The organism is Planococcus donghaensis, from assembly GCF_001687665.2.
Lineage (GTDB): Bacteria > Bacillota > Bacilli > Bacillales_A > Planococcaceae > Planococcus > Planococcus donghaensis.
The window spans coordinates 1,943,797-1,969,920 of record NZ_CP016543.2 but is presented as its reverse complement, the minus strand read 5'-3'; the positions used below and the strand labels follow the sequence as shown (position 1 = coordinate 1,969,920).

Below are 26,124 nucleotides of genomic sequence, written 5' to 3'. Positions count from 1 at the left end.
CGGGAGAAGGATTTTAAGTGGAAAAGATGAAGTTGAAATTGCTTTATTCCGATCTTAAACCGGAACTAGACATGATCGAGAAAGAATTGGAGCAGGCAGTGGATTCCGAATCTCTCCTTTTAAATGATGCGTCTCTTCATTTATTGCAGGCCGGAGGGAAAAGAATCCGACCTGTTTTTGTTTTGCTTGCAGGAAAATTTGGAAATTATGATATTGATGTGATGAAACGAGTTGCTGTTCCACTTGAATTGATCCATATGGCTTCGCTCGTTCATGATGATGTGATTGACGATTCAGAAATACGAAGAGGTCGACCTACTGTTAAAGCGCAATGGAACAATAGTGTAGCGATGTATACGGGTGATTTTATTTTGGCTCGGGCATTAGAACACATTACTAAAATTGAATCTCCACGTGTCCATGAAATTTTATCTAAAACTTTAATTGAAGTTTGCCGAGGCGAAATTATTCAAATCCAAGACAAGTACAGATTAGATCAAAATTTACGTGATTATTTCCGCCGCATTAAACGAAAAACAGCATTGTTGATTTCTTCAAGCTGTGAACTGGGCGCCCTTGTTTCCGGGACCGATGAGAAAACCGCAGCCCATTTGCGACGTTTCGGATATTTTATCGGGATGTCCTTTCAAATTATTGACGATATCCTCGATTTCACTTCAACAGATGAAGAATTGGGAAAACCAGCCGGAAGCGATTTTATCCAAGGAAATATAACCTTGCCGGTTTTATGTGCACGAAAAGATCCTGAACTTTATGCGATGTTAAAAGCAAATTTAAATAAGAATCTTTCTACCGAAGAGCGGTTTAAAGTAGTTGAAGCAATACGCAATAGTTCAGGTATTGAAGAAGCAAAAGCGATGAGTGAACGCTATTTGCAAAAGGCTTTACGGGAGCTATCGTTTTTGCCGAAAGGGCAAGGCGTAAAAACAATGCGCAAAATTGCATTTTTTATTGGGAAACGAAAATTTTAAGTTGCTAGTTGACAAATGACTCGACAATGATAGTATTTTTTAAGGTGGGCAAAAAGCCCGAGCTTTTAATAGAGGAGTGTTTACATTGGAAAAAACATTTTTAATGGTTAAACCGGATGGCGTTCAACGCAACGTAATCGGAGAAATCGTCGCACGTTTCGAGAAAAAAGGATATCATTTAGCAGGCGCTAAATTAATGCAAATTCCTACTGAATTGGCAGAAGAGCATTACGGCGAGCACAAAGAACGTCCATTCTTCGGTGAATTAGTAGAATTCATCACTTCTGGTCCTGTATTCGCAATGGTTTGGGAAGGCGAAAACGTTATTTTGACTGCACGTCAAATGATGGGCGCTACTAACCCTAAAGATGCAGCTCCAGGAACAATCCGTGGAGACTTTGCTGTAACTGTTGGTAAAAACATGATTCACGGTTCGGATTCTGCTGAAAGTGCAGAACGCGAAATCGGCTTGTTCTTCAAAGAAGAAGAATTAGTATCATACGAAAAAACAATCAATAACTGGGTAAACTAATTTGCCTTTAAAAAACCGTCCCATTTGGGGCGGTTTTTTTATTGAATATGAATAATTGATGAATATAAAAATTTTCAATTGATTGAAGTTTCACTTTATGTGATTTTAATATAGAATTGAAGAAATATCTTATGGTATAGTGGTACATAAATACTTTAGCACGTTGAAGGGAGAAAGCGTAAATGCGTTATTTAACAGCAGGAGAATCACACGGTCCGCAATTGACTGCCATCATAGAGGGGTTGCCGGCGCAGTTGCCTTTAACGGCAGAAATGATTAATAAAGAATTGAAAAGACGCCAAGGCGGACACGGACGCGGCAGAAGAATGCAAATCGAGAAAGATACGGTTGAAATTGTTTCTGGCGTTCGACACGGCAAAACTTTAGGTTCTCCTGTCGCTTTAGTCGTCAAAAATGACGATTGGAAACATTGGACATCAATTATGGGCATTGAACCAATTGAAGAAACGGAAGAAGTGAAACGTCAAATAGCACGTCCACGTCCAGGTCATGCCGATTTAAACGGTGGGATGAAATATGGTCACCGTGACCTTCGAAATGTCTTAGAACGTTCGTCAGCACGTGAAACAACTGTACGAGTAGCAGTTGGGGCAGTTGCGAAACAATTATTAGCAGAACTTGGCATCAAAATTGTTTCTCACGTTACGGAAATTGGTGGGATTAAAGTAAATCCTGAAAGTTATATTGGAAAGTCGGCAGATGAAATTCGCGAAATCGTTGAAAATGATGCTGTTTATTGTGCTGATCCATCGGTCACAAAAGAAATGACTGATTTAATCGATCAAACGAAGAAAAATGGGGATTCTATTGGAGGCACAGTAGAAGTTATCGTAGAAGGTATGCCAGCAGGTATCGGGAGCTATGTTCATTATGATCGGAAGTTAGATGCGAAGCTTGCTGCTGCTATTATGAGCATTAATGCTTTTAAAGGCGTCGAGTTCGGCTTAGGTTTTGAAATGGCGAGAAAACCTGGTAGTGAAGTTCATGATGAAATCTTATGGGACGAAGAAAATGGTTATACGCGTAACACAAATAATTTAGGTGGATTTGAAGGTGGTATGACGACTGGCATGCCAATTATTGTAAGAGGTGTAATGAAGCCGATTCCTACTTTATACAAACCACTAAAAAGTGTAGATATTGAAACAAAAGAACCATTCCAAGCAAGTATTGAACGTTCAGATAGTTGTGCAGTACCGGCAGCTTCAATTGTTGCTGAACATGTTGTAGCTTGGGAAGTGGCAAATGCATTATTAGATCAGTTTGATGCTGACCAAATGCCGCGATTGGTTGATAATTTGAAAAACTACATGAATTACACGAAGGAGTTTTAAGCATGAAGCAATTGCAGGTCGAAGCTGATCATCCTTATCTTGTCCATATTGGTGCTGGAGCATTCGATTTGTTTGCGGATACTTATCGGCCTTTACTAGATGCGGCTGACCAGATTGTGGTTATCGCAGATGAAAAAGTGGCCGAGCTTCATTTGCAATATTTGTTGAATTATTTAACGGATTGGGACATTCGTGTATTAACGATTCCAGCTGGGGAAAGTGCGAAATCTGTGGAGACCTTTATGGCCTGCCACAGCTTTCTTCTATCTGAAAGCTGTTCTCGAAATTCGTTATTATTAGCATTTGGCGGAGGAGCTACAGGAGACGTTGTAGGATTTGTCGCTTCGACATTTATGCGCGGCGTACCCTTTATCCAGCTACCGACAACAATCTTGGCACATGATAGTGCAGTGGGCGGAAAAACAGCGATCAATCACGAGTTAGGTAAGAATATGATTGGGACATTTTATCAACCGAAAGCTGTTTTGTATGACAGTGGGTTATTAAGCACTTTACCACCTGGAGAAGTTCGTTCTGGAATGGCTGAAGTGATCAAACACGCTTTTATCTCTAATGAACAGTGGCTATCAGAACTATTAGCAATCGAAGATTTTAGTCTGTTGACAGAAGATCAATTGAACCGTCATTTAGAAAAAGGAATTGCTGTAAAAGCGGCGATTGTTGAAGAAGATGAATTTGAAGGTGGGGTCCGGAAATACTTGAATTTTGGTCATACCTTAGCTCATGCACTAGAAGGTCATCTTGGTTACGGTAAAATTACACATGGTGAAGCAGTCGTTCTCGGAATGTCTTATGCATTATTGTTATCAGAGCATCAGAAATTAGCTGCTTTTATCCAGTGGGCAAAGGTCAACAATTACCCGCTTTACTTATTAAAGAAAATTCAATTTGAAGCATTATTGCCATATATGAAAAAAGATAAAAAGTCATCAAAAGGAGAACTGAATTTTGTTCTTCTGGAACAAACAGGTCATCCATATGTGGATAAAGTAGATGAACAGCGTGCCTTTGCAGCATACGAAAAATTAGTTTCACAGATAGGAGAAGTGATTTCATGATACGTGGAGTAAGAGGGGCAATTACGGTTTCGGCAGATCAGGCGGAAGAAGTGCTAAACGAAACAAAACGTCTTGTTTTGGAAATGGCCAGAGAAAACAAAATTGAACCGGACGATGTCGCTTCAGTCATCATTTCGACGACAACTGATATTTCGTCAGCTTTTCCTGCAAAAGCCGTGCGAACAATAGAAGATTGGAATTTTGTGCCAGTCATGTGCACACATGAAATGGACGTTCCTGGCAGTATGCCTTTGTGCATCCGTGTCATGATGCATGTGAATACAGAGTTAGAGCAGAAAAAGATTCATCATGTCTACTTAAATGAAGCGACAAAATTGCGTCCGGATCTATCAGCAAAAAGCCAGGTGATTTCAAAGTGACTAAACACATACTAATCATCGGATTAGGCTTGATCGGTGGATCATTGGCAAAAGCGCTTCAACGCAACGAAGATATCCATGTTGCAGGCTATGATTCAAGTGCATTAACTGCACGAAAAGCTTTTAAAATGGGTATCATACATAGTTCACCGCCATCACTTGAGCAAGCTGCAGCGGAAGCCGATGTTATTGTTTTTGCCACACCAGTGGGTGCAACGATCAAGTTGATGGAGCAAAGTAAGTATTGGAATTTAAAAGACGATGTTATTTTGACAGACACGGGAAGTACAAAATTGCAAATCATGGAAGCTTCTAAAAAGCTAAATCACCTTTTTATTGGGGGCCATCCTATGGCAGGTTCGCACAAAAGTGGTGTAGAAGCTGCAAAAGAAGTGTTATTTGAAAATGCATTTTATATTTTAACACCTGATGAAAAGACAGATGAAAAAAGTCTTCAATTTCTTAAAGATTTATTGTCTGTAACAAAAGCTAAGATTAAAGTGTTAGCTGCAGAAGAACATGATCATATGACGGCTGTAGTCAGCCATTTTCCACATTTGATCGCAGCTTCACTTGTTCATCAATTAGATCAAGAAGAAAAATTCCCTTTTGCCCGGCAATTAGCTGCGGGTGGTTTTCGAGACACTACGCGTATTGCCTCAGCCAATCCAGAAATGTGGCGAGATATCACCACTCAAAATAACTCCATGATTGTTCATCAATTAGACAACTGGATGAAACAAATGGAACAGTTAAAAGAAATGCTTCAACAAAATGACCCAGAACCTATCGAACAATTTTTTAATCATGCGAAAGTCGTGAGAGACGAACTACCAATAGCTGGTCATGGTGCAATGTTCTCTGTATTTGACTTATACATAGACATACCCGATGTGCCGGGTATTATTTCTGAACTAACGGGTTATTTAGCAGAAGAAAATATTAGCATCGTCAATATTCGGATTTTAGAAACGCGTGAAGATGTATTTGGTATTCTTGTTATTAGTTTTCAAACAAACGAAGACCGTGCGCGTGCACAAAAGTGTATTTCGTCACGAACAGTTTACGATACATATATTTCCTGAGAGGATGGATGACTCCATGGCATTATCGTTAGCATTTAAAAAACCAAGCTTAAAAGGCAGCATACAGGTCCCGGGAGACAAATCTATTTCTCATCGGGCCATCATGTTCGGATCAATCGCAACAGGTACAACAACAGTAGAAGGCTTTCTTATGGGAGACGATTGTTTAAGTACAATCTCTTGTTTTAAAAAACTCGGCGTGCAAATTGACGTTACAGAAGATTTGGTCACGATTCAAAGCGAAGGTGAGGCGTCTTGGAAAGAGCCATCTGAAGTATTGGATACAGGAAATTCTGGAACGACTACCCGTTTAATGCTTGGGCTATTAGCTAGCACATCGTTTCATTCTGTGATGGCTGGAGATGAGTCAATTGCTAAACGCCCTATGAAGCGTATTATCAATCCTCTCCGTGAAATGGGGGCGGATATTCGTGGGCGACAAGATGGACAATTTACACCGTTAGCTGTTCAAGGAACTCAGTTAAAAGCAATTGACTATACATTGCCAGTTGCAAGTGCACAAGTAAAATCTGCTATCCTTCTAGCAGCTTTAAAAGCGGATGGTCAAACGGTCATTCACGAACCTATCGCATCTCGTGATCATACCGAAATTATGTTGGAACATTTTGGCGCAACTGTTAACCGTGAAAATCACGTAATTAAGCTCGAAGGTGGGCAGAAGTTGACGGCAGCTCACGTTCAAGTTCCTGGAGACATTTCATCTGCAGCGTTTATGATTGGAGCAGCATTGATCACAGAAGATAGTAAAGTCACTCTTACAAATGTTGGGATTAATCCAACGCGTACAGGTATTTTAGATGTAGTTGAAAAAATGGGCGCTATAATTGAAATAGAAGAAAAAGAAACGGCGGGCGAACGCTCAGCGGACTTAACCATTTCTTCTAGCACTTTGAAAGGTACTGAAATTAGTGGTGATCTCATTCCTCGTTTGATCGATGAAATTCCGCTAATTGCTTTGATCGCAACACAAGCAGAAGGAACGACTGTGATTAAAGATGCTGAAGAATTACGCGTAAAAGAAACAGATCGGATTGCTGCAGTTGTGACCGAATTGTCGAAAATGGGCGCGAATATTGAAGCAACTGAAGACGGTATGATTATTCACGGTCCAACCGTTTTAACAGGTGCTAAAATGACTTCTTACGGCGATCACCGCCTAGGAATGATGGCAGCCATCGCTGCTTTAGTAGCAACAGATGAAGTTGCGATAGATGATCCAGAATGCATCTCGATTTCATACCCGAACTTTTTTGAACAACTGAATTTACTGACAAATTAACTCTCCATATGGAGAGTTTTTTTATTATGATAATAGCAGTATTTCGTGTAGGATGAAGGTAAGAATGTGAAGGAATAGGTGATAGTATGGCGAATATTGAACAAATACAAAAAGCGGTGGAACAAGGAGATCCTAATCTTTTGAACACCTTACTAGATGATTATTTGCTGAAAGGCGATCCAGATGAACAATATGGTTTATCTGAATGGCTAGCAGAAATAGGCTTTGTCGAAGAAGCCATTAAAGTACTCGAACATTTACAATACATCTTCCCGGAAGAAGCTCAACTGACGATCGACAAAGCCAATTTGTTGATTGATGCTGACCGCGAAGATGATGCATTAAATGCCTTGATGGAAATTCCAAAAGACGATGAATTGTATGCGCAGGCGCTTGTAACCTTAGCAGACTTGTTCCAATTACAAGGCTTGCTTGAGGCAGCTGAGAATCGTTTAAATGAAGCGATAGACCTAATGCCGGAAGAACTCCTTTTGCAGCAAGCAAAAGCAGAACTTTTGCTTGATTCTGGACGTTATCTTGAATCGGCTAAAATTTATCAAGAGCTGGAAGCCCAGCAAGTGGTGATAGAAGGAGTCAATATTTCTGAACGACTAGCTGAAGTATATAGTGCAGGAGCAGCTTACGAAGAAGCACTGCCTTATTATGAAAAAGCGCTTGAAGACTTAGCGACGCCAGACGTGCTATTTGGTGCAGCGTTTGCAGCATTCCAAACGCGTCAATACGAAATGGCCGTACGTCGTCTCGATGAATTGATAGGCATTGATCCAGATTATTTTTCTGCGTATTTGTTAAAAGCTCAAAGCTACAATATGGCGGAAGAGTATCAACCAGCTTACCAGGCAATAAGCGAAGGGCTTGCCAGAGATGAATTTGATAAAGAGTTGTTTTTATTCGCTGGCAAACTTGCTTTAAAACTTGGGAAATCAGAGGAAGGTGTAGAACACCTCCGTCAAGCAATTGCATTAGACCCAGAGTACATGGAAGCAATTTATACATTGGTATCATATTTCCATGCGCAAGAACAAGACGAAGACGTTCTTGAATTGGCAGAAATGGTAGTTGAAAGTGGCGATGATTGGGCAGGGCTTTATCCAATGGTAGCAGAAGCCTATGAACGCACAGAAAATTATAAGCAAGCAACAATTTACTATGAAAAAGCTTATGCATCTTTTAAAGATGATGCGGATTTTTTGAAAAAATACAGCTTATTTTTAATAGAAGAAGGAAAAAGAGAGCGCGCTCTCGAAATAATAAAAGAACTGCAAGTGCTAGAACCAGAAAATCCAGAATGGTTTGATTGGCAGCAGTCTTTTGAATGAAAGGAGGAAATTTCATGACCGCTTCAGTATCAGTAGGTGAAAAAAAGCAATTTGTCCGTTGGTTTTTACAATCTTACAAGATGAAAAGACGTGAATGCATTTGGATTTTAAACTATATGTTGAGCAACGAAGACCTGCTTGAAAAAACCCATTTTGTTGAAGAAGCGCATTATTGTCCGCGCGCAATGGTCATGTCCTCAACAGATTCAAAAGAAATTCCTTTTCGTTTTTATAAAGGGAATTTAATGACCGCAGATGCAGAAAAATCATTTCATGATTTGCGTTTAAATCCCGATGAACATTTGTATATCCAATTGAATTTTCCTAGCATTCCACCACCGCCTTTGTATTTATCGGTATTGGAAGAAAATCCATATATACCTGAAGATGCTTCTATCGATGAACAAGATCGTCAAATTGCTGAGGAAATTTTAAAAGAAAGTATGTCTGTTTTCCATGAGGAAACGATTTACAAACAAATTGACGAAGCATTAGATGCCAATGATCGCGAACGCTTTTTTGAACTGTCGGCGATGTTGCAGGCGTTCAAAGCCATAAAAAAAGACGGAGAGTGAGAATAAGCTATGCATTTTATCGGCAAAGAAATAGATCAATATTTGAATCAACAAGATTATATAGATACAGCGGTGGTGCCACTTTTACAACTAGATTTAAGCGAAACAGGCATGAAGTCCAGTGCAGGCGCTTCTGAATACTTGCAAAACTTAACAGCTTTATTAGAAAAACAATTTAAAGGGCGGATACTTTTGCTTCCGCCTATTTCTTATGGCAAAATAGCAAATCGTCAGCGAATTGCAGAAGAACTGTCAAAAGAATTACAGCAAACAAAGTTCAAACATGTTTTTTATTTAACGACAGATTCAGAATGGCGAACGATTGATAGCCTGAAAAATGTTTTGTGGCTTCCAGCAATTCCAATGGAGGATATGGACCAATCCTTTAAAAATTCCGTTATGGAAGACCAGCTAAGACAGGTATTGCCGCTATTTACAAAAGAATGGTCACATCATTCATGAAATGTTCACAAACTGCTTGAATAGGCTATATGCGATATTGACCTTAAGATTTGATTGATATATCATTAGGTTGTCCTAGTAATTATATTTGAATGAGTATGTCCATTGGACTGACCTTGAATGTTAGAGGGGGGAAAAGGATGAGTAATAATCGTGTATCACGACGTCAATTTTTAGGCTACACTTTAACAGGTGTAGGTGGTTTCATGGCAGCAGGTATGTTGATGCCAATGGTTCGTTTTGCAGTAGACCCGATTCTTCAACAACATGAAGGCGGAGACTACGTTTTAACTGATCAAGCTGTAGCTGATATTACGGAAGAACCAGTACGTGTCGATTTCACTTTCGAACAAGTGGACGCATGGTATAAATCTGAAGTAACGAATTCAGCTTGGGTGTATAAAGAAGGCGATAAACTAATCGCACTTTCACCAGTTTGTAAACATTTAGGATGTACAGTAAACTGGTCGGGCGATCCAGAACACCCGACACAATTCTTCTGTCCATGTCACGCAGGCCGTTATGAGAAAAACGGACAAAACATCCCGGGAACACCGCCGCTTGGACCACTCGATGAGTACCAAGTAAAAGAACAAGATGGTTTTGTTGCAATCGGCGCAGTAAGAGACAACACACTAGTTTAATAGTTAGGGGGTACGACACCAGTGCTAAACAAGTTATATGATTGGGTTGATGAGCGATTAGACATTACGCCTATCTGGCGTGATATTGCTGACCATGAAGTACCTGAGCACGTAAACCCCGCACACCACTTTTCAGCATTTGTTTATTGTTTTGGGGGACTTACATTTTTCATTACAGTAATTCAGATCTTATCCGGTATGTTCTTAACAATGTATTATGTGCCAGATATTGAAAATGCTTGGCAGTCGGTTTACTATCTTCAAAACGAAGTTGCTTTTGGAGAAATCGTGCGTGGGATGCATCACTGGGGAGCTTCGCTTGTAGTTGTTATGATTTTCCTTCATACATTACGAGTATTCTTTACAGGTTCTTATAAGAAACCTCGTGAGCTAAACTGGGTAGTAGGCGTTCTACTATTCGGCGTAATCCTAGGATTAAGTTTCACAGGTTACTTGCTTCCATGGGATATGAAAGCTTTGTTTGCTACAAAAGTTGGGATTGAAATTGCAGCTTCTGTACCGGTAATCGGTGAATCGATCAAAATTCTATTGGCTGGGGACTCAACAATCCTTGGTGCACAGACTTTGACACGATTCTTCGCTATCCACGTCTTCTTCTTACCTGCAGCGTTGCTTGGGTTGCTAGCTGCTCACTTTATCATGATAAGAAGACAAGGTATTTCAGGACCGCTATAATTCATTCCGCAACAAGGATTTTTTAAGGAGGGAACACTTATGCATCGCGGAAAAGGGATGAAATTTGTAGGGGATTCGCGTGTTCCGAGTATGGAATTCCGTAAGCCGAATGTTCCTAAAGATTACTCCGAATACCCTGGTAAAACAGAAGCTTTCTGGCCAAACTTCCTTTTGAAAGAATGGATGATTGGTGCAGTCTTCTTAATCGGTTATCTGCTTTTGACGGTTGCTCATCCTTCACCTCTTGAAGGTCAGGCTGATCCAACAGATACAGCATATATTCCTTTACCAGACTGGTATTTCTTGTTCTTATATCAATTACTGAAATACGAATTTGCATCCGGACCATTTAACGTGGTTGGAGCCATCATTATTCCAGGACTTGCTTTTGGAGCGCTAATGTTGGCACCATTCTTAGACCGCGGGCCGGAAAGACGCCCTTCGAAACGCCCATTGCCTACAGGATTTATGATTCTTGCTATCGTATCAATCATCTTCCTAACATGGGAATCAGTAGCAAACCATGACTGGGAAGCTGCTGAAGCACAAGGGAAAATTACGCAAGAAGTGGAAATCGATACAACTGACCCAGGATATGAAATTTATGCTGGCGCGGCTTGTATTAGTTGCCATGGTGATAACTTAGAAGGAGCAGTTGGACCAGCACTTACGGGTACAGGCTTATCTCCTGAAGAAATTGCTGAAATTGCTAAAAATGGTATTGAAGAAGGCGGAACGTTAGTGATGCCTGCAGCTTGGGATGGAACAGATGAAGATCTACAAGTTCTAGCTGAATTCATTTCAGGCCTTGAAGCAGAATAATAACTAATAGAAAAAGAGTCGGGAAACCGACTCTTTTTTTCTATCTTGAAAGGAAGAAAACCAATGCTTTCCTTTGCGATTAAAATTTCTACTTGGTTAATGTACCGTCCATTTTTAATCTTATTATTTGTAGTAAACTTGGCGGGTTCGATTTATGGATACATATGGTATGGATGGCAATTAAAAATAACAGATCCGATTTTTTTGGTGTTTGTTCCAGATAGTCCGACAGCGAGCTTGTTTTTTACTATCGTGCTTGGGTTGTGGATATTTGGTAAACGAAATCGATTAATTGAAGCTTTAGCTTTTGTCACATTGATCAAATATGGCTTATGGGCAGTGGTCATGAATTTGCTTACTTTATGGGAAACCGGTTCAATCGGTTGGGTTGGCTGGATGTTAGTAGGATCTCACTTTGCGATGGCCCTGCAAGCGATTCTTTATATTGAACATTACCGTTTTGGTTGGTTATCCGTCGCTTTAACAGCCATATGGACGTTACATAACGATGTAATCGATTATGTGTTTGGTCAAATGCCGATCTATAGTAGATTAAGTGAGTATAGTAGCCAAATCGGTTACTTTACATTTTGGCTTTCTATCGTTTGTGTCGGATTTGCCTTTTATGTCACTCATTTGAACAAATCACAATCCATTTCAGTTGACCAATATTGACTAATTTAAGTAAAATAAGAGTATCAAGTAGAAAGAGGTGTTGATTTAGACATGGGTATAGGCGGTTATATCTTCTATTTTATCCTTTTGCTAATCATTCCACTATGGGCTCAATTCAAATTAAAAAGAACGTATGCTAAATACTCGAAAATTCGCTCGACGTCGGGTCACACAGGTGCCCAAGTAGCGCGTATAATCTTAGATGCAAATGGTTTACATGATGTAAAAGTAACAGAAAGTCGCGGAATGTTAAGCGACCATTATAATCCGTTGACAAAAGTAGTAGCTTTAAGCAGCCATAACTATCACGATGCTTCGGTCGCAGGTACAGCGGTTGCGGCTCACGAAGTTGGACATGCGATACAAGATGCCGAAGCTTATGCGTTTTTGCGTTTGCGTCATCGCCTTGTGCCGATTGTTAATGTATCTTCGAATATGTCATGGATCTTTATTATGATTGGCTTCTTTTCAGCATGGAGCGGCGCGTTACTGATTGGTATTATTTTATTGGCTGCTGGTGTAGTTTTTCAGCTCGTAACTTTGCCGGTCGAATTTAATGCTTCAAGTCGTGCAATGGATCAGTTGTTGTCACATAATATTATTCGCAATGAGGAAGAGCGCGATGCGAAAAAAGTATTAAGCGCAGCAGCAATGACCTATGTTGCAGCGACAGCAGTAGCGGTTCTTGAACTTGCACGGTTGATTTTAATCTATACAGGTATGCAACGCTCATAAAAAAAACGGCCCAATCATGGGCCGTTTTTTTCTATATCCAATTTGTCGATTAACCAATTGGCCGTTTTTCTTCATCAAGCGTAAATCCTTCGCCCATTACATCATGAACGTCCATTAAAGAAACAAAGGCATGAGGATCAACAGAATTAATGATGCTTTTCAATCGAACAATTTCGTTTCTTGCAATTACACAATACAGAACTTCCCGTTCTTCTTTGGTAAAATGACCATACCCACGAAGAATGGTGATACCACGATCCATTTCGATGGCAATCCGGCTGGCAATTTCTTCTTGAGAATTTGATATGATCAATGCGCCACGGCCAGAATAAGCTCCTTCTTGCACAAAGTCAATAACTCGTGCCCCGACAAACACGGCAACAAGTGTGTACATCATTGAGCGGTGATCGAGAAATGTTAACCAAGATAACATAATTACACAAGCATCAAACAGAAACATTGTTTTCCCCATGCTCCAACCAATGTATTTTTGTGCAAGACGTGCGATAATATCGACACCGCCGGTCGTGCCCCCAAAGCGAAAAATAATCCCAAGTCCAATACCAATAAAAACACCAGCAAACAACGCTGCTAAAAACAAATCATCTTGTAAATTGATTTGAATTTCGTAAACAAGGAAGATTTTTAAGAATACCGAAACCGCTACAGTGCCAATGATGGTATAAAGGAAAACTTTTCTGCCAAGAAGTTTCCAACCTATAAAAAATAGGGGAATGTTTAATAGCAGGTTCATCAAGGCTGGGTCCCAATTAAAGATAAAGTACAAAATCAATGTAATACCAGCGAAACCACCTTCTCCTAGTTCATTTTGGATATTAAAGTGAACAAACCCAAAACTGTAAATGGCAGCACCAAGAAGGATAAATAAGATGTTTTTAATTTTTAACTCTTTCAAATATGCCAAGCCCCTTTCGAAAATATAGACTTCTGTATTATCGTTGAAATAATGTATTTTGACAACATCTCAAGTTTTCTTTACGATTGATTGAGGAGCGTGATGATATGAACGGTGATAAAACCATGAAGCAGCTTCAGCAAGAGGTTGATGAGTACATTGGACAATTTAAAGAAGGCTATTTTCAGCCGATGGAAATGATGGCCCGTCTAACAGAAGAACTTGGTGAACTTTCCAGAGAAGTCATGCACCAATACGGTCCGAAAAAAAAGAAAAGTTCAGAGACTGAAAACAGTATCGAAGAAGAAATGGGCGACTTGCTATTTGTATTGATATGCATGGCAAACTCTATGGACATCAATCTAGCGGATGCACATGACCGAGTAATCGATAAATTTAATACTAGAGACCAAAACCGGTGGACACGAAAGGATGAACAGCAATGACGATTCGAGTAGCAATTGCAGGAGCAAGAGGAAAAATGGGTAAAGAAGCAGTACATACAGTGATGAATCATACAGATATGGAACTTGTTTCTGTTTTAGATTACAAAGAAGTAGGCGATACATTAGCTGATACGAAATTATTTCCTTCGAACTTTACCGCGCCTATTTTTATCAATCTTGAGCAGCTTCACGCTGAAACGAAGCCGGATGTGCTTGTCGATTTGACAACACCAGAATTTGTATACGAGCACACCAAGCAAGCATTAGAGCTCAATATACGTCCAGTTGTAGGCACAACGGGGTTTTCAGATGAGCAACTAGAAGAGTTAAAAACAGTATCTAAAAACTCGAAAATAGGTTGTATCATTGCACCAAACTTTGCAATTGGTGCGGTGTTAATGATGAAGTTTGCAGAACAAGCGGCCAAATATTTGCCGGATATTGAAATTATCGAAATGCATCATGATCAGAAGCTTGATGCTCCTTCTGGAACGGCAATGAAAACGGCACACTTAATTTCTCAACAACGTCCGATTCATGAGCAAGGACATATTCGTGAAAAAGAAATTTTAGAAGGTGCTCGCGGTGCGAATTATGATGGCATGCGTATCCACAGTGTGCGGTTGCCAGGATTGGTAGCTCACCAACAAGTATTACTTGGAGGAGAAGGTCAACTGCTAACACTTCGGCACGATTCATTTAATCGGGGATCATTTATGTCAGGTGTAATTTTATCAATTCAAACTGTAATGGAAAAAGAAGAACTGATTTATGGGTTAGAACACATAATCGACTAAAGGGGACGATAATATGAATATAGCTTTGATTGCCCATGACCGTAAAAAAGATGACCTGATTCAATTTGCGTTAGCTTACGAGCCGATTTTATCCGAACATGACCTGTTTGCCACTGGAACGACAGGACAACGAATCGTTGACGAAACAGATTTATCTGTGACCCGCTTTCGTTCGGGTCCATTAGGGGGCGACCAACAAATCGGAGCCATGATTGCGCAAGATGAAATGGATATGATTATTTTTTTCCGTGACCCATTAACTGCGCAACCGCACGAACCGGATGTGACGGCTTTAATCCGCCTGTGTGATGTCTATGGCATTCCTTTAGCTACGAACATGGGAACAGCAGAAGTCCTTCTTAAAGGCTTAAAAGAAGGCTTTATAGACTGGCGCTTGCTCGGAGAAAGAAGAGAATAGGAGAGAATGGCGTGCGAAAAATGAAAATCGGCATCACTTGCTATCCAACAGTTGGAGGATCTGGAGTCATTGCTACAGAATTAGGGAAAATGTTGGCGGAAAAAGGGCACGACGTTCATTTTATTACCTCGAGCACTCCTTTTCGTTTGAATAAAACATATCCAAATATTTTTAATCATCAAGTGGATATCAACACGTATTCGGTTTTTCAATATGCTCCTTACGACATTGCGTTAGCTACAAAAATTTCTGAAGTTATCAAAAACGAAGGACTTGACCTTCTTCATGTTCATTACGCGATTCCCCATGCAGTATGCGCTATTCTTGGGCGCGATATGGCTGGATCAAATATCGGCATTGTGACAACGCTACACGGGACCGATATTACAGTATTAGGTTCCGATTCTTCTTTAAAAGAAGCAATACGTTACGGTATTGAAAAATCGGATATTGTCACAGCTGTTTCTAATTCACTCAGAGATCAAACTTATGAACTGATTCAACCAGATAAGACGATAGAAACTGTTTATAATTTTGTAGATGAAAGAGAATATTACCCACAAGAAGAAACAAAGTTAAAAGAGCAATTAGGGATCGCTGCTTCTGAAAAAGTGATGATTCATGTTTCAAACTTCCGTAAAGTAAAACGAGTTCAAGATGTTGTAGAAACATTTTCACTAGCTCGCAAGCAACTTAAATGCAAATTATTATTAGTAGGTGATGGTCCTGAAATGGGACGAATTATTCAACTAGTACGAGAGTTAGAAATAGAAGAAGACGTACTATTTCTAGGAAAACGAGATGACCTTGCAGAATTTTATAGCATTAGCGATATTAAGCTTTTGCTATCTGAGAAAGAGGCATTTGGTTTGGTCCTACTTGAAGCGATGGCTTGTGGAGTTCCTGTCATTGGTGCAAACATCGGCGGAATGCCTGAAATTATTAATCCGAATGTTAACGGATTTCTAGTCGAACTTGGAGACACAGAACAAGCGGCTCAGTACGCAGTTAACATGCTGAGTGATCAAGCACTTTTACAAACTTTACGTCAAGGTGCTTTAGATACCGTGTCTGTTCATTTTCATTCAACGAAAATTTTGGAACAATATGAAGGCTTATATGAACGATTGTTGCCAAAGGATGACGATCAATGAATACGGCCATTAAAGTCATTCACACGTTAAAAGCAGCGGGATTTGAGGCATATATTGTCGGGGGAGCGGTACGCGATTTGTTGTTAGGTAAAACGCCGCATGATGTAGATGTAGCTTCATCTGCTTTGCCAAAGCAAGTAAAAGCGCTGTTTGCCCGTACAGTTGACACAGGAATTGACCACGGTACGGTATTGGTGTTACTTGATGGAGAAGGTATTGAGGTAACAACGTTCCGAACAGAAAGTAGTTATTCGGACAATCGCAGACCTGATTCTGTTGAGTTTGTTCTATCACTCGAAGAAGATTTGCGACGACGTGATTTTACAATAAATGCAATGGCCATGACTGAAGAACTCAATATTATCGATCCATTTGGTGGAAAAGAAGATTTAAAAAACAAGGTCATTCGTGCAGTTGGGGACCCGGATGAACGTTTTGAAGAAGACGCCTTACGAATGCTCCGAGCAATCCGTTTTTCTGGCCAACTAGATTTTATCATCGATATGAAAACTCTCTATTCCATACGACGTCATGCACGTTTAATCCGGTTTATAGCTGTCGAACGGTTAAAGTCAGAAATAGATAAAATTTTTGTCAATCCGTGCATGCAAAAAAGTATGGCTTATTTAAAGGATTCTGTTTTAACAAAATTTCTGCCAGTTGGCGGTCTTTTTGAAGTGGAGTGGTTGCCTTACCAACCAAATGGCAAACCTACTTATGGTTGGTTTTATTTATTGCATCAACAAAAGCGTCAGTTTTCTGATATTAAAGATTATCGCTTTTCAAATGATGAAAGACGTCTCATTGAAAAGAGTTTAGAATTAACTGCCTTGAACACTTGGGATCAATGGACATTTTACCATTACACGCTTGAACAATTAGAAATGGCTGCTCGTGTGACTGGGAATACGACAGATTTAGCTGCTATTAAACGGCAGTTGCCGATTCAGTCACGTTCGGAACTTGTAGTAGGTGGCTGGGATCTAATGCAATGGACTGGGAAAAAATCCGGTCCATGGTTAAAAGTATGGATCGAGAAAATTGAAAAACTGATTGTATATGGCTTATTAAAAAATGACAAAGAACTTATAAAGGACTGGTTTGAAGATGAATATCACAGTCACGCTTAAGATAGCAAAACGATTACTGGAATCGAATGGTGAAGCCGTCTCAGGTCAACAACTAGCAGATGAGTTCGGTATTTCTAGAACTGCTATCTGGAAGCATATAAAAGAGCTTGAAGAAAAAGGCTATGATATCGAATCAGTTAAAAGAAAAGGCTATCGCATTGTTACAACACCCGACACATTAGAGCCTCTAGGGATTCAAACGGGGTTAAAAACAAAGCGAATCGGTCAAAAAATTGAATATGTTGAAAGTTGTGCGTCGACTCAAATTATTGCTCACCAATTAGCCCAAGAAGGCGCACCAGACGGGACGGTAGTACTTACAGAAACTCAAACCGCTGGGCGTGGGAGAATGGCGCGGAAATGGGATTCTGCGGCTAAAAAAGGCGTGTGGATGAGCATTATTTTACGGCCAAATGTTGCACCGCAAAAAGCACCTCAGTTCACATTAGTAACTGCTGTCGCAATTGTTCGGGCAATCGAAGAAGTCACTAAATTACAGCCGAAGATTAAATGGCCAAATGACATTTTACTTAATGGCAAAAAATGCACGGGCATTTTGACTGAACTGCAGTCTGACGCTGATGGCATACAAGCATTAATCATTGGCATTGGTTTAAACGTCAATCAAGAAAAAGAAGATTTTGACCCAGAAGTTCAAGAAATCGCGACGTCATTGAAGATGGCGAGTGGGGAAACCGTTAACCGTCAAAAATTAGTGCAGTCTGTGTTGTTTTATATGGAGCTTTATACGCAAATGTATATTGATGAAGGATTTGGGATGTTGAAAATTTTGTGGGAAAGTTATTCGACCACAATTGGCCATCCTGTCCGAGCACGAATGGCCAATCACACACTTGAAGGTATTGCGGAAGGAATTACCGATGAAGGAGTGCTTCAACTACGAACACCTGATGGGAAACTTCATGGCATATATTCAGCTGATATTGAAATGGCTAATTCTACAAGTTGATTTGGCGAGCCTTTTCAAGTTTAATAAGCAAAGACCATTGAATATATTTTTTCCTGAAATTCTGTTATAGTAACTTTATGGGCAGTATCCTTTACGAACTGCACCGACCAATCGCAAGACACCCAAAATGAATACAAATAAGTTCTGCCTTGATCAGATTTACGACAGGGACGGAGGAAACCTAACGCACATTTACTGTCCTTCTGTCCTTTTTTAGCAGAAGGGCTTTTTATATGGTTTTCTTCCCGAGAGGAGAGAAAAAATGTTAATTTTGCAGACCGTAAACGAGCTGAAAGAGTGGGTTCGTGATACTAAAAAAGCAGGCGATTCTATTGGTCTTGTACCCACAATGGGTTTTCTGCACGAGGGTCATCTTTCGCTAGTCAAAAAAGCGAAAGCAGAGAACGACAAAGTGGTCATGAGTATTTTTGTAAACCCCGCTCAATTTGGGCCGAACGAAGACTTTGACCGTTATCCAAGAGACTTGAAACGAGATCAAGAATTAGCTGAAGGAGCGGGTACTGACGTAATTTTTGCACCGAGTGTAGAAGAAATGTATCCGCGTGAAAGCCAAATTCAATTGACTGCAGGCGCTCAAGCTGATGTGCTTTGCGGCGCAAAAAGACCGGGTCATTTTGATGGCGTCTTAAAAGTAGTGACAAAGTTGTTTCATTTGGTTGAGGCAGATTTGGCTTATTTCGGCCAGAAAGATGCACAGCAATTGGCGATTATTGAATCATTAGTGGAAGATTATAATTTTCCAATGGCCATAAGAAGAGGCGAAACCGTCCGTGAAGCTGACGGACTTGCAAAAAGTTCTCGTAATGTTTACTTAAGTGGTGCTGAGCGAAACGAAGCACCTCATTTGAAAAAAGCATTGGAAATGGGGAAAGAGCTGGTTTTGAAAGGTCAAGATCCAATTGAGCCAATGACGAAGTATTTAACTAACCATACATCCGGAGTTATCGATTATATCGAACTATTAGATTATCCGACGTTAACAACTACGATTCGACAAAATGCTATTTTAGCATTAGCCGTAAAATTTGAAAAAGCACGTTTGATCGATAATATTATTTTTCATCCAAAGGGGAACTGACTCATGCTTAGAATGATGTTAAATTCAAAAATTCACCGCGCAACTGTAACAGAAGCGGATTTAAATTATGTAGGAAGCATTACCATCGACCAAGATTTACTTGATGCAGTTGGCATGTTGCCAAATGAAAAAGTTCATATTGTTAATAACAACAACGGTGCACGTTTTGAAACGTACATTATTGCAGGAGAACGCGGAAGTGGCGTTATTTGTGTGAACGGTGCAGCAGCGCGTCTTGTGCAACGAGGAGATATCGTGATTATTTTATCTTATGCTTATGTGATGAACGAAAACGCACGTGACCATAAACCAACTGTAGCTATTATGGATGCCGAAAACCAAATTAAAGAAATTCTTCATTACGAACCTGAAGCAACGGTTATGTAAGCAAGCAGCTCCCAATAGAGGGAGCTGTTTTCTTTTGTCTAAAAGGGCAAAAAAGAAGATTGAATTTTCATCTTGAAAGCGGAAAGCGACAGGATATGTTACAATTTTTTTAGGCAATCACCTAAGAAAGAGGGGCTAAGATGAATACGCAAAAGTATGTCGTTGTCGATATTGAAACAACGGGCCATTCCCCTGCAAAAGGTGACCGGATTATTCAACTCGCGATGGTAACAATCGAAAACGGTGACATCACCGATACATATACTGAATTTATAAACCCGGGCCGCACGATTCCGATGTTTATACAAGACTTGACGAATATTACAGATTCAGATGTTGCAGAGGCTAAGCCATTTGAGCATTATGCAGAAACAATTTATGAAAAAATGCAAAATGCTATTTTTGTGGCACATAATACTAATTTTGACTTACCTTTTTTGCAGGCAGAGCTAAAACGGAGCGGTTTGCCAAAGTGGCAAGGACTGACGATGGACACAGTCGAACTAGTCAGGTTAATGTATCCTACAGCATTTAGCTTTAAATTACAGGACATTACATCAGAGCTCGGTATTCCTTTAGAAAGTGCGCACCGTGCAGATGATGATGCGATGGCAACCGCCCTTTTGTTTTTACGGGCCAAAGAAGATTTAGCATCATTGCCTTACGCGACATTGGCGTATCTACACAAACGATCGTTTCAGTTGAAATCAGATTTGTCTCGCTTATTTTTTGAGTTGACCCAGAAAAAAAGAAACGAACAAGTTGATGATTTTGATAGGTTTCAAGGAATTCCATTAAAGCCAAGACGGGTATTTGAAGAAAGGCTAAATAACCAGCATTCTTATTCGCGGGATTGGCGAGATGGATTAGAAAAAGTTTTCCCGAATTTCGAGAATAGACCAAGCCAATACGATATGATGACATCGATTGAAAAAGCATTAACAGAAAAACAAGAATTGGTTATCGAAGCATCTACTGGTATGGGGAAAACGATTGGCTATTTGTTGCCGGCAGTAAACTATGCACTTGATACTGGAAAACAAGTATTAATCAGTACTTACACGACGCATTTACAAGACCAACTAGTGTTAAAAGAAGGTCAAATGGTCGAAAAATATATTGGTGCGCCAGTTCGTATTGCATTGATCAAAGGGGTATCCCATTACATCGATTTGGCGAGATTTGTGGAATTGTTGCAAGGCGACGATGAGTCTTATGATGAGACGTTTACGATTATGCAAGTGCTGGTGTGGTTAACAGCTACTGAAACCGGCGATTTAAACGAAATCAATGCTTCAAGTGGTGGTCAATTTGTTCTGGATAAAATTCGTCGTTCTCATATACGAAAACTAAGTAGACAAGAAAAACAAGCAGACTTTTATGAATTTGCACTAAACCAAGCACAACATGCACATGTCATTGTGACGAATCACGCTTTTTTACTCAATCAACATTTAAGTAAAAAGTCAATTTTAGCCAATGTTGATGCTTATATATGGGACGAAGCGCACCAAGTTGTTCAAGCAGCAGTTTCTCAACACGAAAAAACATTCGTTTATACGCAATGGAAATATATTTTTGGTCAAATTGGCAGTTTAGACGAACAGCAATTAGCCGCTGCACTTTTCGAAACAGCGCAACGAACTGGTTTTTCAACCGCTCCCGAAATATTGAAATTAGAATCACTGTTTTTAAAATTCACGTCACTGTTTGATGAAGTCTCAAATTTAATCGCCAAAGAATTTGCAACAAAGTTTGCAGCGAGTCGTCATAAAAAAAATTCGGCGCTCTTGAGTGAACTAACACTTGAAGACAGTCGCTTTACACAAATGCTGTATTATTTAAATGAATGGATTGACTTGTCTCAGCTTGTATTGCAAAAAGCTGAGCGGTTGTCTGAAAAAACCATTAAAGATCAATTGACGATAGCGGATTGGCGTTACTGGACAGAAGAGATGATGGTCAAAGCGGTAGAATTTAGTGAGATATTTGTCTTCCCATTAGCAGGCGAAGTTAGTTGGATCGATGGAGACTTAAGAAGTTTACCAACCAGCCTTTCCTTATACAAACGTCCATTTGCAGTCGCGCCTTTAGTAGACAAAGTAATGGCTTCAGCTCGTCAGGACAAAGCAATTATTTGGTTGTCTGGTACAATGACCGTTCCGGCAAACGAACGATTTATCGTCAATCAAATTGGTATTCCAGCGCATGTACCTATTATGAAATTTGAACCACCAAAAGATTTTTACCAAGGAGCTCATGTGTACATTGTGGAGGACATGCCAGATATTCAAAGTGTTTCTCAACATGAATACATTGAATCAGTAGCAGATGCCGTCATTCAAACCGTTCTTGTGACAGAAGGTCGCTGCTTTGTGTTATTTACGTCACAAGATATGTTGCGAAAAACAGTAGACTTAATCCAGGATACAGGGTTGCTAGATGAATATATGTTGTTTGCACAAGGAGTTTCGTCTGGAAGCCGTATGAAGTTATTGAAATCATTCCAGCGCTTCCAAAAGTCGGTGCTTTTTGGGACGAATAGTTTCTGGGAAGGCGTAGACGTTCCGGGGGATGCGCTTCGCGCAGTAGTTGTGGTACGCTTGCCGTTTACATCTCCAGAAGAACCCATTTTCAAGGCGCGTTCGGAAGTTATTATGCGTGAAGGTGTTAATCCATTTCTTCAATATGCTTTACCAGAAGCGGTTCTGCGACTACGTCAAGGGTTCGGTCGTTTAATCCGTTCGAAAAACGATAAAGGTTTATTTATCGTGTTAGATCGAAGAATCGAGACGAAATCTTATGGTCAAGAATTTATAAGTGCATTGCCTAAAGTGAAAGTATCTAAAGTGTCTTTAGAAAAGATGGTAACCGATATTGAAGCTTGGTATAATAAGCAATGATATAACGAAAGGAAGGGCGTAAACATGGAATCAAAAATCGAAGTCATCTCAACAGTAGAACTTACGTATCAAACAGATTTATACAAAGTGGTAGACGCCTTAAATCGTACGTTGAAAGACAGAAATTTAATGTTCGGACTAGCGCTTGATAAAGAAAACACTGAAAAAGCAATTTTTACAATATATAAAACATAGGTGATTACATGAGACAATGGATTACATTTATACTTGGATTTCTGTCTTTTTTGGCAGTGATCATAATCATCTTAGTTTTGTTTTTGGGCAATAAACCTTATACCGATACAGAAGACCGCGCCATTGAACGCGCTAAAAGTGAACAGTTAATTGAAGAGGTAGAGCGAGCATATGTCTATACAACGGTTAACGCATCTGTGACAGTTCTTGGAACGAACGATAAAGGCGAGTTAACCGCTGTTTTTGTTCCTGAAGGTGATAGCGAGATGCAAACACTTTCTTTAACAGATAAAATCACGGCTCAACAAGCTCGTGAATTGGTTCTTAATGAAATGGATGTCAAGAAAATACTGCATACAAAACTTGGTATGGCCAATGAAGAGCCAGTATGGGAAGTTGCTTTTGTAGATGAAAAAGACACATTGAATTATGTTTATTTATCGGCGGACGATGGACAATGGCGAAAACGCATATTGAATTTGTGAAAGGGCGGAATGAATTTTGATGAACTTAGCGAATCGTGTACAAACCTTAACACCTTCTACAACATTAGCAATCACTGCGAAAGCAAATGAATTAAAAGCTCAAGGAGTCGATGTAATTGGTCTTGGAGCAGGTGAGCCGGATTACAATACACCAGAAAACATTCTTGAAGCTGCGTATCAATCAATGAAAGATGGTAAAACAAAATATACTCCAGCTGGCGGTCTTCCTGCATTAAAAGAAGCCATCATCAACAAATTGCAAAGAGACCAAGGGTTGAGTTATTCGCCAAAAGAAGTAATGGTCGGTATTGGCGCTAAACATGTGCTTTATACATTGTTCCAAGTGTTGCTAAACGAAGGGGATGAAGTAATTATCCCAATTCCGTATTGGGTAAGTTATCCTGAGCAAGTGAAATTAGCACAAGGTGTACCTGTATACATAGAAGCAACAGCCAGTCAGGAATACAAAATATCTCCTCTACAATTAAGAGAAGCTATTACAGACCGCACAAAAGCAGTAATTCTAAATACACCGAGTAACCCAACAGGCATGATTTATTCAAAAGAAGAATTAGAAGCATTGGCAGAAGTTTGTCGCGAGTTCGATATTTTGATTGTGTCTGATGAAATTTATGAAAAACTCATTTATGGAGATGTTAAACATACTTCCATTGCGACTCTTTCAGAAGATGCCAAAAAACGCACCATTTTAATTAATGGTGTATCAAAATCGCATTCAATGACGGGATGGCGCATTGGGTATGCAGCAGCTGATGCTAGCTTGGTTAAAGCTATGACGGATTTAGCAAGTCATTCTACTTCAAACCCTGTGACTACTTCGCAATATGCAGCAATTGAAGCATATAACGGACCACAAGACGCTGTCGAAGAAATGCGCCAAGCATTTGAAGAGCGGTTAAATGTTATTTTCCCGAAACTGCAAGCCATTCCTGGCTTTACAGTCATTCGTCCACAAGGCGCATTTTATTTGTTGCCAGATGTATCAGAAGCTGCAGCAAAAACAGGGTACGGATCAGTTGATGATTTTGTAACAGCGTTGCTAACAGAAGCAAATGTTGCCGTCATTCCTGGATCTGGATTTGGTGCAAATTCAACGATTCGTTTGTCATACGCGACATCGCTTGAAAAGTTGACAGAAGCTGTAGAACGAATTCATCAGTTCGTAACATCGAAATGGAAAGACTAAGACCACATTATTCTTTGGAGGCTATTGTTTGATGAAAAAAATTACCATTGCCGAAATGGCTAAACATAACGGAGAAACAATTAAACTAGGCGCTTGGATCGCGAACAAACGGTCAAGCGGTAAAATCGCATTCTTGCAACTGCGTGACGGTTCAGGATTTGTACAAGGTGTTGTAGTAAAAGCTGAAGTAGGTGACGACTTATTCGCTACAGCTAAAGGATTAACACAAGAAACATCGGTTTATGTAACAGGCGAAGTAAAAGAAGACGAACGCTCTGCGTTTGGTTATGAATTAGCTGTTACCGGCATCGAAGTTATCCATGAAGCAAAGGATTTCCCAATCACACCGAAAGAACATGGTACAGAATTCCTTATGGACAACCGTCATTTATGGCTACGTTCACGCAAGCAACATGCCATCATGAAAATCCGTAACGAAATTATTCGCTCGACTTATGAATTTTTCAATGATAACGGTTTTGTCAAAGTAGATCCGCCAATTTTGACAGGATCTTCTCCGGAAGGAACTTCAGAATTGTTCGCAACCAAATACTTTGATGAAGATGCTTACTTGTCTCAGTCTGGTCAGCTTTATATGGAAGCAGCGGCAATGGCACTTGGAAAAGTATTTTCATTTGGTCCAACATTCCGCGCGGAAAAATCTAAAACGCGTCGTCACTTAATCGAATTTTGGATGATCGAACCGGAAATGGCATTTATCGAGCATGCAGAAAGTTTAGAAGTACAAGAGCAATACGTGTCTCATATTGTGCAATCGGTCTTGAAAAACTGCAAATTGGAATTGGAACGTCTTGATAGAGACGTATCGAAACTTGAAAAAATCAAAGCGCCATTCCCACGTGTTTCTTATGACGATGCGATTAAATGGCTAAACGACAATGGTTTTGATGATATTAAATGGGGCGAAGATTTTGGTGCGCCACACGAAACAGCATTAGCAGAAAGCTACGATATGCCGATATTCATTACCCATTACCCAATCGGGATTAAACCATTTTATATGCAGCCGCATCCAGAGCGTGACGATGTTGTCCTCTGTGCAGATATGATTGCTCCAGAAGGTTATGGAGAAATAATCGGTGGATCAGAACGAATTCACGATTATGAATTGATGAAACAACGCATCCAAGAACATAATTTAGATGAAGAAGCATATGCTTGGTATTTAGACTTAAGCAAATACGGATCCGTTCCGCATTCAGGATTTGGTTTAGGTTTAGAGCGTACTGTAGCTTGGATTAGTGGTGTGGAACATATTAGAGAATCGATTCCATTCCCACGTCTACTAAACCGCTTATACCCATAAAAATGAATAATAGGAAAG

General features: G+C 39.9%; 29 protein-coding genes. 28 read left to right on the top strand and 1 reads right to left on the bottom strand.

What is annotated here, in order from left to right; all coding sequences use genetic code 11:
• The first annotated feature begins 17 nt into the window (after positions 1–17).
• From hepT to BCM40_RS09840, 15 genes are all read left to right on the top strand, one after another.
• Positions 18–992, top strand: a complete 975-nt coding sequence (gene hepT, locus BCM40_RS09910) for a heptaprenyl diphosphate synthase component II (RefSeq protein ID WP_065526056.1) — start codon at positions 18–20, stop codon at positions 990–992.
• A gap of 85 nt (positions 993–1,077) precedes the next feature.
• Positions 1,078–1,524: a nucleoside-diphosphate kinase gene (gene ndk / locus BCM40_RS09905; protein WP_065526057.1), complete on the top strand. Its 447-nt coding sequence runs from the start codon at positions 1,078–1,080 to the stop codon at positions 1,522–1,524.
• A 182-nt stretch (positions 1,525–1,706) separates the two neighbouring features.
• Complete coding sequence (gene aroC, locus BCM40_RS09900; protein WP_008431014.1) at positions 1,707–2,879, top strand: chorismate synthase; 1,173 nt, start codon at positions 1,707–1,709, stop codon at positions 2,877–2,879.
• 2 nt (positions 2,880–2,881) lie between these two features.
• On the top strand, positions 2,882–3,958 hold the full coding sequence (aroB, locus tag BCM40_RS09895; RefSeq protein ID WP_065526058.1) for a 3-dehydroquinate synthase: 1,077 nt from the start codon (positions 2,882–2,884) through the stop codon (positions 3,956–3,958).
• A complete protein-coding gene (gene aroH, locus BCM40_RS09890) occupies positions 3,955–4,338 on the top strand; it encodes a chorismate mutase (protein ID WP_065526059.1) in 384 nt (127 codons plus the stop codon). The genes aroB and aroH overlap by 4 nt, the downstream gene beginning before the upstream one ends.
• Positions 4,335–5,423 (top strand): prephenate dehydrogenase, encoded by a 1,089-nt coding sequence (locus BCM40_RS09885; protein WP_065526060.1) that lies wholly within the window; start codon positions 4,335–4,337, stop codon positions 5,421–5,423. Before aroH ends, BCM40_RS09885 begins: the two co-directional genes overlap by 4 nt.
• Before the next feature lie 16 nt (positions 5,424–5,439).
• Entirely contained in the window at positions 5,440–6,723 is a 1,284-nt protein-coding gene (gene aroA / locus BCM40_RS09880) for a 3-phosphoshikimate 1-carboxyvinyltransferase (protein WP_065526061.1), read from the top strand.
• 86 nt (positions 6,724–6,809) lie between these two features.
• Positions 6,810–8,063 (top strand): tetratricopeptide repeat protein, encoded by a 1,254-nt coding sequence (locus tag BCM40_RS09875; RefSeq protein ID WP_065526062.1) that lies wholly within the window; start codon positions 6,810–6,812, stop codon positions 8,061–8,063.
• 14 nt (positions 8,064–8,077) lie between these two features.
• Positions 8,078–8,638, top strand: coding sequence for a ReoY family proteolytic degradation factor (locus tag BCM40_RS09870; RefSeq protein ID WP_065526063.1), 561 nt, complete (start codon positions 8,078–8,080; stop codon positions 8,636–8,638).
• 9 nt (positions 8,639–8,647) lie between these two features.
• The gene (locus BCM40_RS09865; protein WP_065526064.1) at positions 8,648–9,100 is read left to right on the top strand and encodes a DUF2487 family protein; all 453 of its coding nucleotides are present in this window, start codon (positions 8,648–8,650) and stop codon (positions 9,098–9,100) included.
• Positions 9,101–9,240: 140 nt separating this feature from the next.
• Positions 9,241–9,744: a QcrA and Rieske domain-containing protein gene (locus BCM40_RS09860; protein ID WP_065526065.1), complete on the top strand. Its 504-nt coding sequence runs from the start codon at positions 9,241–9,243 to the stop codon at positions 9,742–9,744.
• 21 nt (positions 9,745–9,765) lie between these two features.
• Positions 9,766–10,440, top strand: coding sequence for a menaquinol-cytochrome c reductase cytochrome b subunit (qcrB, locus tag BCM40_RS09855; protein ID WP_008431028.1), 675 nt, complete (start codon positions 9,766–9,768; stop codon positions 10,438–10,440).
• Between the two features lie 39 nt (positions 10,441–10,479).
• Complete coding sequence (locus BCM40_RS09850; protein ID WP_065526066.1) at positions 10,480–11,262, top strand: menaquinol-cytochrome c reductase cytochrome b/c subunit; 783 nt, start codon at positions 10,480–10,482, stop codon at positions 11,260–11,262.
• A 63-nt stretch (positions 11,263–11,325) separates the two neighbouring features.
• Positions 11,326–11,937: a lipoprotein heptaprenylglyceryl N-acetyltransferase LhaT gene (gene lhaT, locus BCM40_RS09845; RefSeq protein WP_065526067.1), complete on the top strand. Its 612-nt coding sequence runs from the start codon at positions 11,326–11,328 to the stop codon at positions 11,935–11,937.
• Positions 11,938–11,988: 51 nt separating this feature from the next.
• The gene (locus tag BCM40_RS09840) at positions 11,989–12,672 is read left to right on the top strand and encodes a zinc metallopeptidase (protein WP_065526068.1); all 684 of its coding nucleotides are present in this window, start codon (positions 11,989–11,991) and stop codon (positions 12,670–12,672) included.
• A 49-nt stretch (positions 12,673–12,721) separates the two neighbouring features.
• Here the strand turns inward: BCM40_RS09840 and BCM40_RS09835 are convergent, their stop codons facing one another.
• The gene (locus BCM40_RS09835) at positions 12,722–13,588 is read right to left on the bottom strand and encodes a YitT family protein (protein WP_065526069.1); all 867 of its coding nucleotides are present in this window, start codon (positions 13,586–13,588) and stop codon (positions 12,722–12,724) included.
• A 107-nt stretch (positions 13,589–13,695) separates the two neighbouring features.
• Between BCM40_RS09835 and BCM40_RS09830 the strand changes: the two genes are divergently transcribed.
• The 13 genes from BCM40_RS09830 to asnS all read left to right on the top strand — a co-directional run bounded on the left by BCM40_RS09830 (position 13,696) and on the right by asnS (position 26,106).
• Entirely contained in the window at positions 13,696–14,034 is a 339-nt protein-coding gene (locus tag BCM40_RS09830; protein ID WP_065526070.1) for a nucleotide pyrophosphohydrolase, read from the top strand.
• On the top strand, positions 14,031–14,831 hold the full coding sequence (dapB, locus tag BCM40_RS09825; RefSeq protein ID WP_065526071.1) for a 4-hydroxy-tetrahydrodipicolinate reductase: 801 nt from the start codon (positions 14,031–14,033) through the stop codon (positions 14,829–14,831). Before BCM40_RS09830 ends, dapB begins: the two co-directional genes overlap by 4 nt.
• 13 nt (positions 14,832–14,844) lie before the next feature.
• On the top strand, positions 14,845–15,249 hold the full coding sequence (mgsA, locus tag BCM40_RS09820) for a methylglyoxal synthase (RefSeq protein ID WP_065526072.1): 405 nt from the start codon (positions 14,845–14,847) through the stop codon (positions 15,247–15,249).
• An 11-nt stretch (positions 15,250–15,260) separates the two neighbouring features.
• On the top strand, positions 15,261–16,403 hold the full coding sequence (gene bshA, locus BCM40_RS09815; protein WP_065526073.1) for an N-acetyl-alpha-D-glucosaminyl L-malate synthase BshA: 1,143 nt from the start codon (positions 15,261–15,263) through the stop codon (positions 16,401–16,403).
• Entirely contained in the window at positions 16,400–17,533 is a 1,134-nt protein-coding gene (locus tag BCM40_RS09810; protein ID WP_065526074.1) for a CCA tRNA nucleotidyltransferase, read from the top strand. Before bshA ends, BCM40_RS09810 begins: the two co-directional genes overlap by 4 nt.
• Entirely contained in the window at positions 17,511–18,503 is a 993-nt protein-coding gene (locus tag BCM40_RS09805) for a biotin--[acetyl-CoA-carboxylase] ligase (protein ID WP_065526075.1), read from the top strand. The genes BCM40_RS09810 and BCM40_RS09805 overlap by 23 nt, the downstream gene beginning before the upstream one ends.
• A gap of 262 nt (positions 18,504–18,765) precedes the next feature.
• Positions 18,766–19,602: a pantoate--beta-alanine ligase gene (panC, locus tag BCM40_RS09800; RefSeq protein ID WP_065526076.1), complete on the top strand. Its 837-nt coding sequence runs from the start codon at positions 18,766–18,768 to the stop codon at positions 19,600–19,602.
• Between the two features lie 3 nt (positions 19,603–19,605).
• Complete coding sequence (gene panD / locus BCM40_RS09795) at positions 19,606–19,989, top strand: aspartate 1-decarboxylase (protein WP_008431043.1); 384 nt, start codon at positions 19,606–19,608, stop codon at positions 19,987–19,989.
• Positions 19,990–20,129: 140 nt separating this feature from the next.
• Complete coding sequence (gene dinG, locus BCM40_RS09790; protein ID WP_065526077.1) at positions 20,130–22,892, top strand: ATP-dependent DNA helicase DinG; 2,763 nt, start codon at positions 20,130–20,132, stop codon at positions 22,890–22,892.
• Positions 22,893–22,916: 24 nt separating this feature from the next.
• Positions 22,917–23,087 (top strand): YpmA family protein, encoded by a 171-nt coding sequence (locus tag BCM40_RS09785; RefSeq protein ID WP_065526078.1) that lies wholly within the window; start codon positions 22,917–22,919, stop codon positions 23,085–23,087.
• Between the two features lie 8 nt (positions 23,088–23,095).
• A complete protein-coding gene (locus tag BCM40_RS09780; protein WP_065526079.1) occupies positions 23,096–23,572 on the top strand; it encodes a cell wall elongation regulator TseB-like domain-containing protein in 477 nt (158 codons plus the stop codon).
• A gap of 19 nt (positions 23,573–23,591) precedes the next feature.
• On the top strand, positions 23,592–24,779 hold the full coding sequence (locus tag BCM40_RS09775) for a pyridoxal phosphate-dependent aminotransferase (RefSeq protein WP_197681422.1): 1,188 nt from the start codon (positions 23,592–23,594) through the stop codon (positions 24,777–24,779).
• A gap of 31 nt (positions 24,780–24,810) precedes the next feature.
• Entirely contained in the window at positions 24,811–26,106 is a 1,296-nt protein-coding gene (gene asnS, locus BCM40_RS09770; protein WP_065526081.1) for an asparagine--tRNA ligase, read from the top strand.
• Positions 26,107–26,124 lie beyond the last annotated feature (18 nt).

Excerpts from the sequence above, each read along its gene's own strand:
- aroA (WP_065526061.1), top strand. The coding sequence starts at position 5,440 with ATGGCATTATCGTTAGCATTTAAAAAACCAAGCTTAAAAGGCAGCATA.
- BCM40_RS09785 (WP_065526078.1), top strand. The coding sequence starts at position 22,917 with ATGGAATCAAAAATCGAAGTCATCTCAACAGTAGAACTTACGTATCAA.
- BCM40_RS09840 (WP_065526068.1), top strand. The coding sequence starts at position 11,989 with ATGGGTATAGGCGGTTATATCTTCTATTTTATCCTTTTGCTAATCATT.
- dinG (WP_065526077.1), top strand. The coding sequence starts at position 20,130 with ATGAATACGCAAAAGTATGTCGTTGTCGATATTGAAACAACGGGCCAT.
- BCM40_RS09865 (WP_065526064.1), top strand. The coding sequence starts at position 8,648 with ATGCATTTTATCGGCAAAGAAATAGATCAATATTTGAATCAACAAGAT.
- BCM40_RS09875 (WP_065526062.1), top strand. The coding sequence starts at position 6,810 with ATGGCGAATATTGAACAAATACAAAAAGCGGTGGAACAAGGAGATCCT.
- aroH (WP_065526059.1), top strand. The coding sequence starts at position 3,955 with ATGATACGTGGAGTAAGAGGGGCAATTACGGTTTCGGCAGATCAGGCG.
- BCM40_RS09775 (WP_197681422.1), top strand. The coding sequence starts at position 23,592 with ATGAACTTAGCGAATCGTGTACAAACCTTAACACCTTCTACAACATTA.
- BCM40_RS09830 (WP_065526070.1), top strand. The coding sequence starts at position 13,696 with ATGAACGGTGATAAAACCATGAAGCAGCTTCAGCAAGAGGTTGATGAG.
- BCM40_RS09805 (WP_065526075.1), top strand. The coding sequence starts at position 17,511 with ATGAATATCACAGTCACGCTTAAGATAGCAAAACGATTACTGGAATCG.
- dapB (WP_065526071.1), top strand. The coding sequence starts at position 14,031 with ATGACGATTCGAGTAGCAATTGCAGGAGCAAGAGGAAAAATGGGTAAA.
- panC (WP_065526076.1), top strand. The coding sequence starts at position 18,766 with ATGTTAATTTTGCAGACCGTAAACGAGCTGAAAGAGTGGGTTCGTGAT.
- mgsA (WP_065526072.1), top strand. The coding sequence starts at position 14,845 with ATGAATATAGCTTTGATTGCCCATGACCGTAAAAAAGATGACCTGATT.
- lhaT (WP_065526067.1), top strand. The coding sequence starts at position 11,326 with ATGCTTTCCTTTGCGATTAAAATTTCTACTTGGTTAATGTACCGTCCA.
- aroB (WP_065526058.1), top strand. The coding sequence starts at position 2,882 with ATGAAGCAATTGCAGGTCGAAGCTGATCATCCTTATCTTGTCCATATT.
- asnS (WP_065526081.1), top strand. The coding sequence starts at position 24,811 with ATGAAAAAAATTACCATTGCCGAAATGGCTAAACATAACGGAGAAACA.
- BCM40_RS09850 (WP_065526066.1), top strand. The coding sequence starts at position 10,480 with ATGCATCGCGGAAAAGGGATGAAATTTGTAGGGGATTCGCGTGTTCCG.
- aroC (WP_008431014.1), top strand. The coding sequence starts at position 1,707 with ATGCGTTATTTAACAGCAGGAGAATCACACGGTCCGCAATTGACTGCC.
- BCM40_RS09870 (WP_065526063.1), top strand. The coding sequence starts at position 8,078 with ATGACCGCTTCAGTATCAGTAGGTGAAAAAAAGCAATTTGTCCGTTGG.
- panD (WP_008431043.1), top strand. The coding sequence starts at position 19,606 with ATGCTTAGAATGATGTTAAATTCAAAAATTCACCGCGCAACTGTAACA.
- BCM40_RS09810 (WP_065526074.1), top strand. The coding sequence starts at position 16,400 with ATGAATACGGCCATTAAAGTCATTCACACGTTAAAAGCAGCGGGATTT.
- BCM40_RS09860 (WP_065526065.1), top strand. The coding sequence starts at position 9,241 with ATGAGTAATAATCGTGTATCACGACGTCAATTTTTAGGCTACACTTTA.
- BCM40_RS09780 (WP_065526079.1), top strand. The coding sequence starts at position 23,096 with ATGAGACAATGGATTACATTTATACTTGGATTTCTGTCTTTTTTGGCA.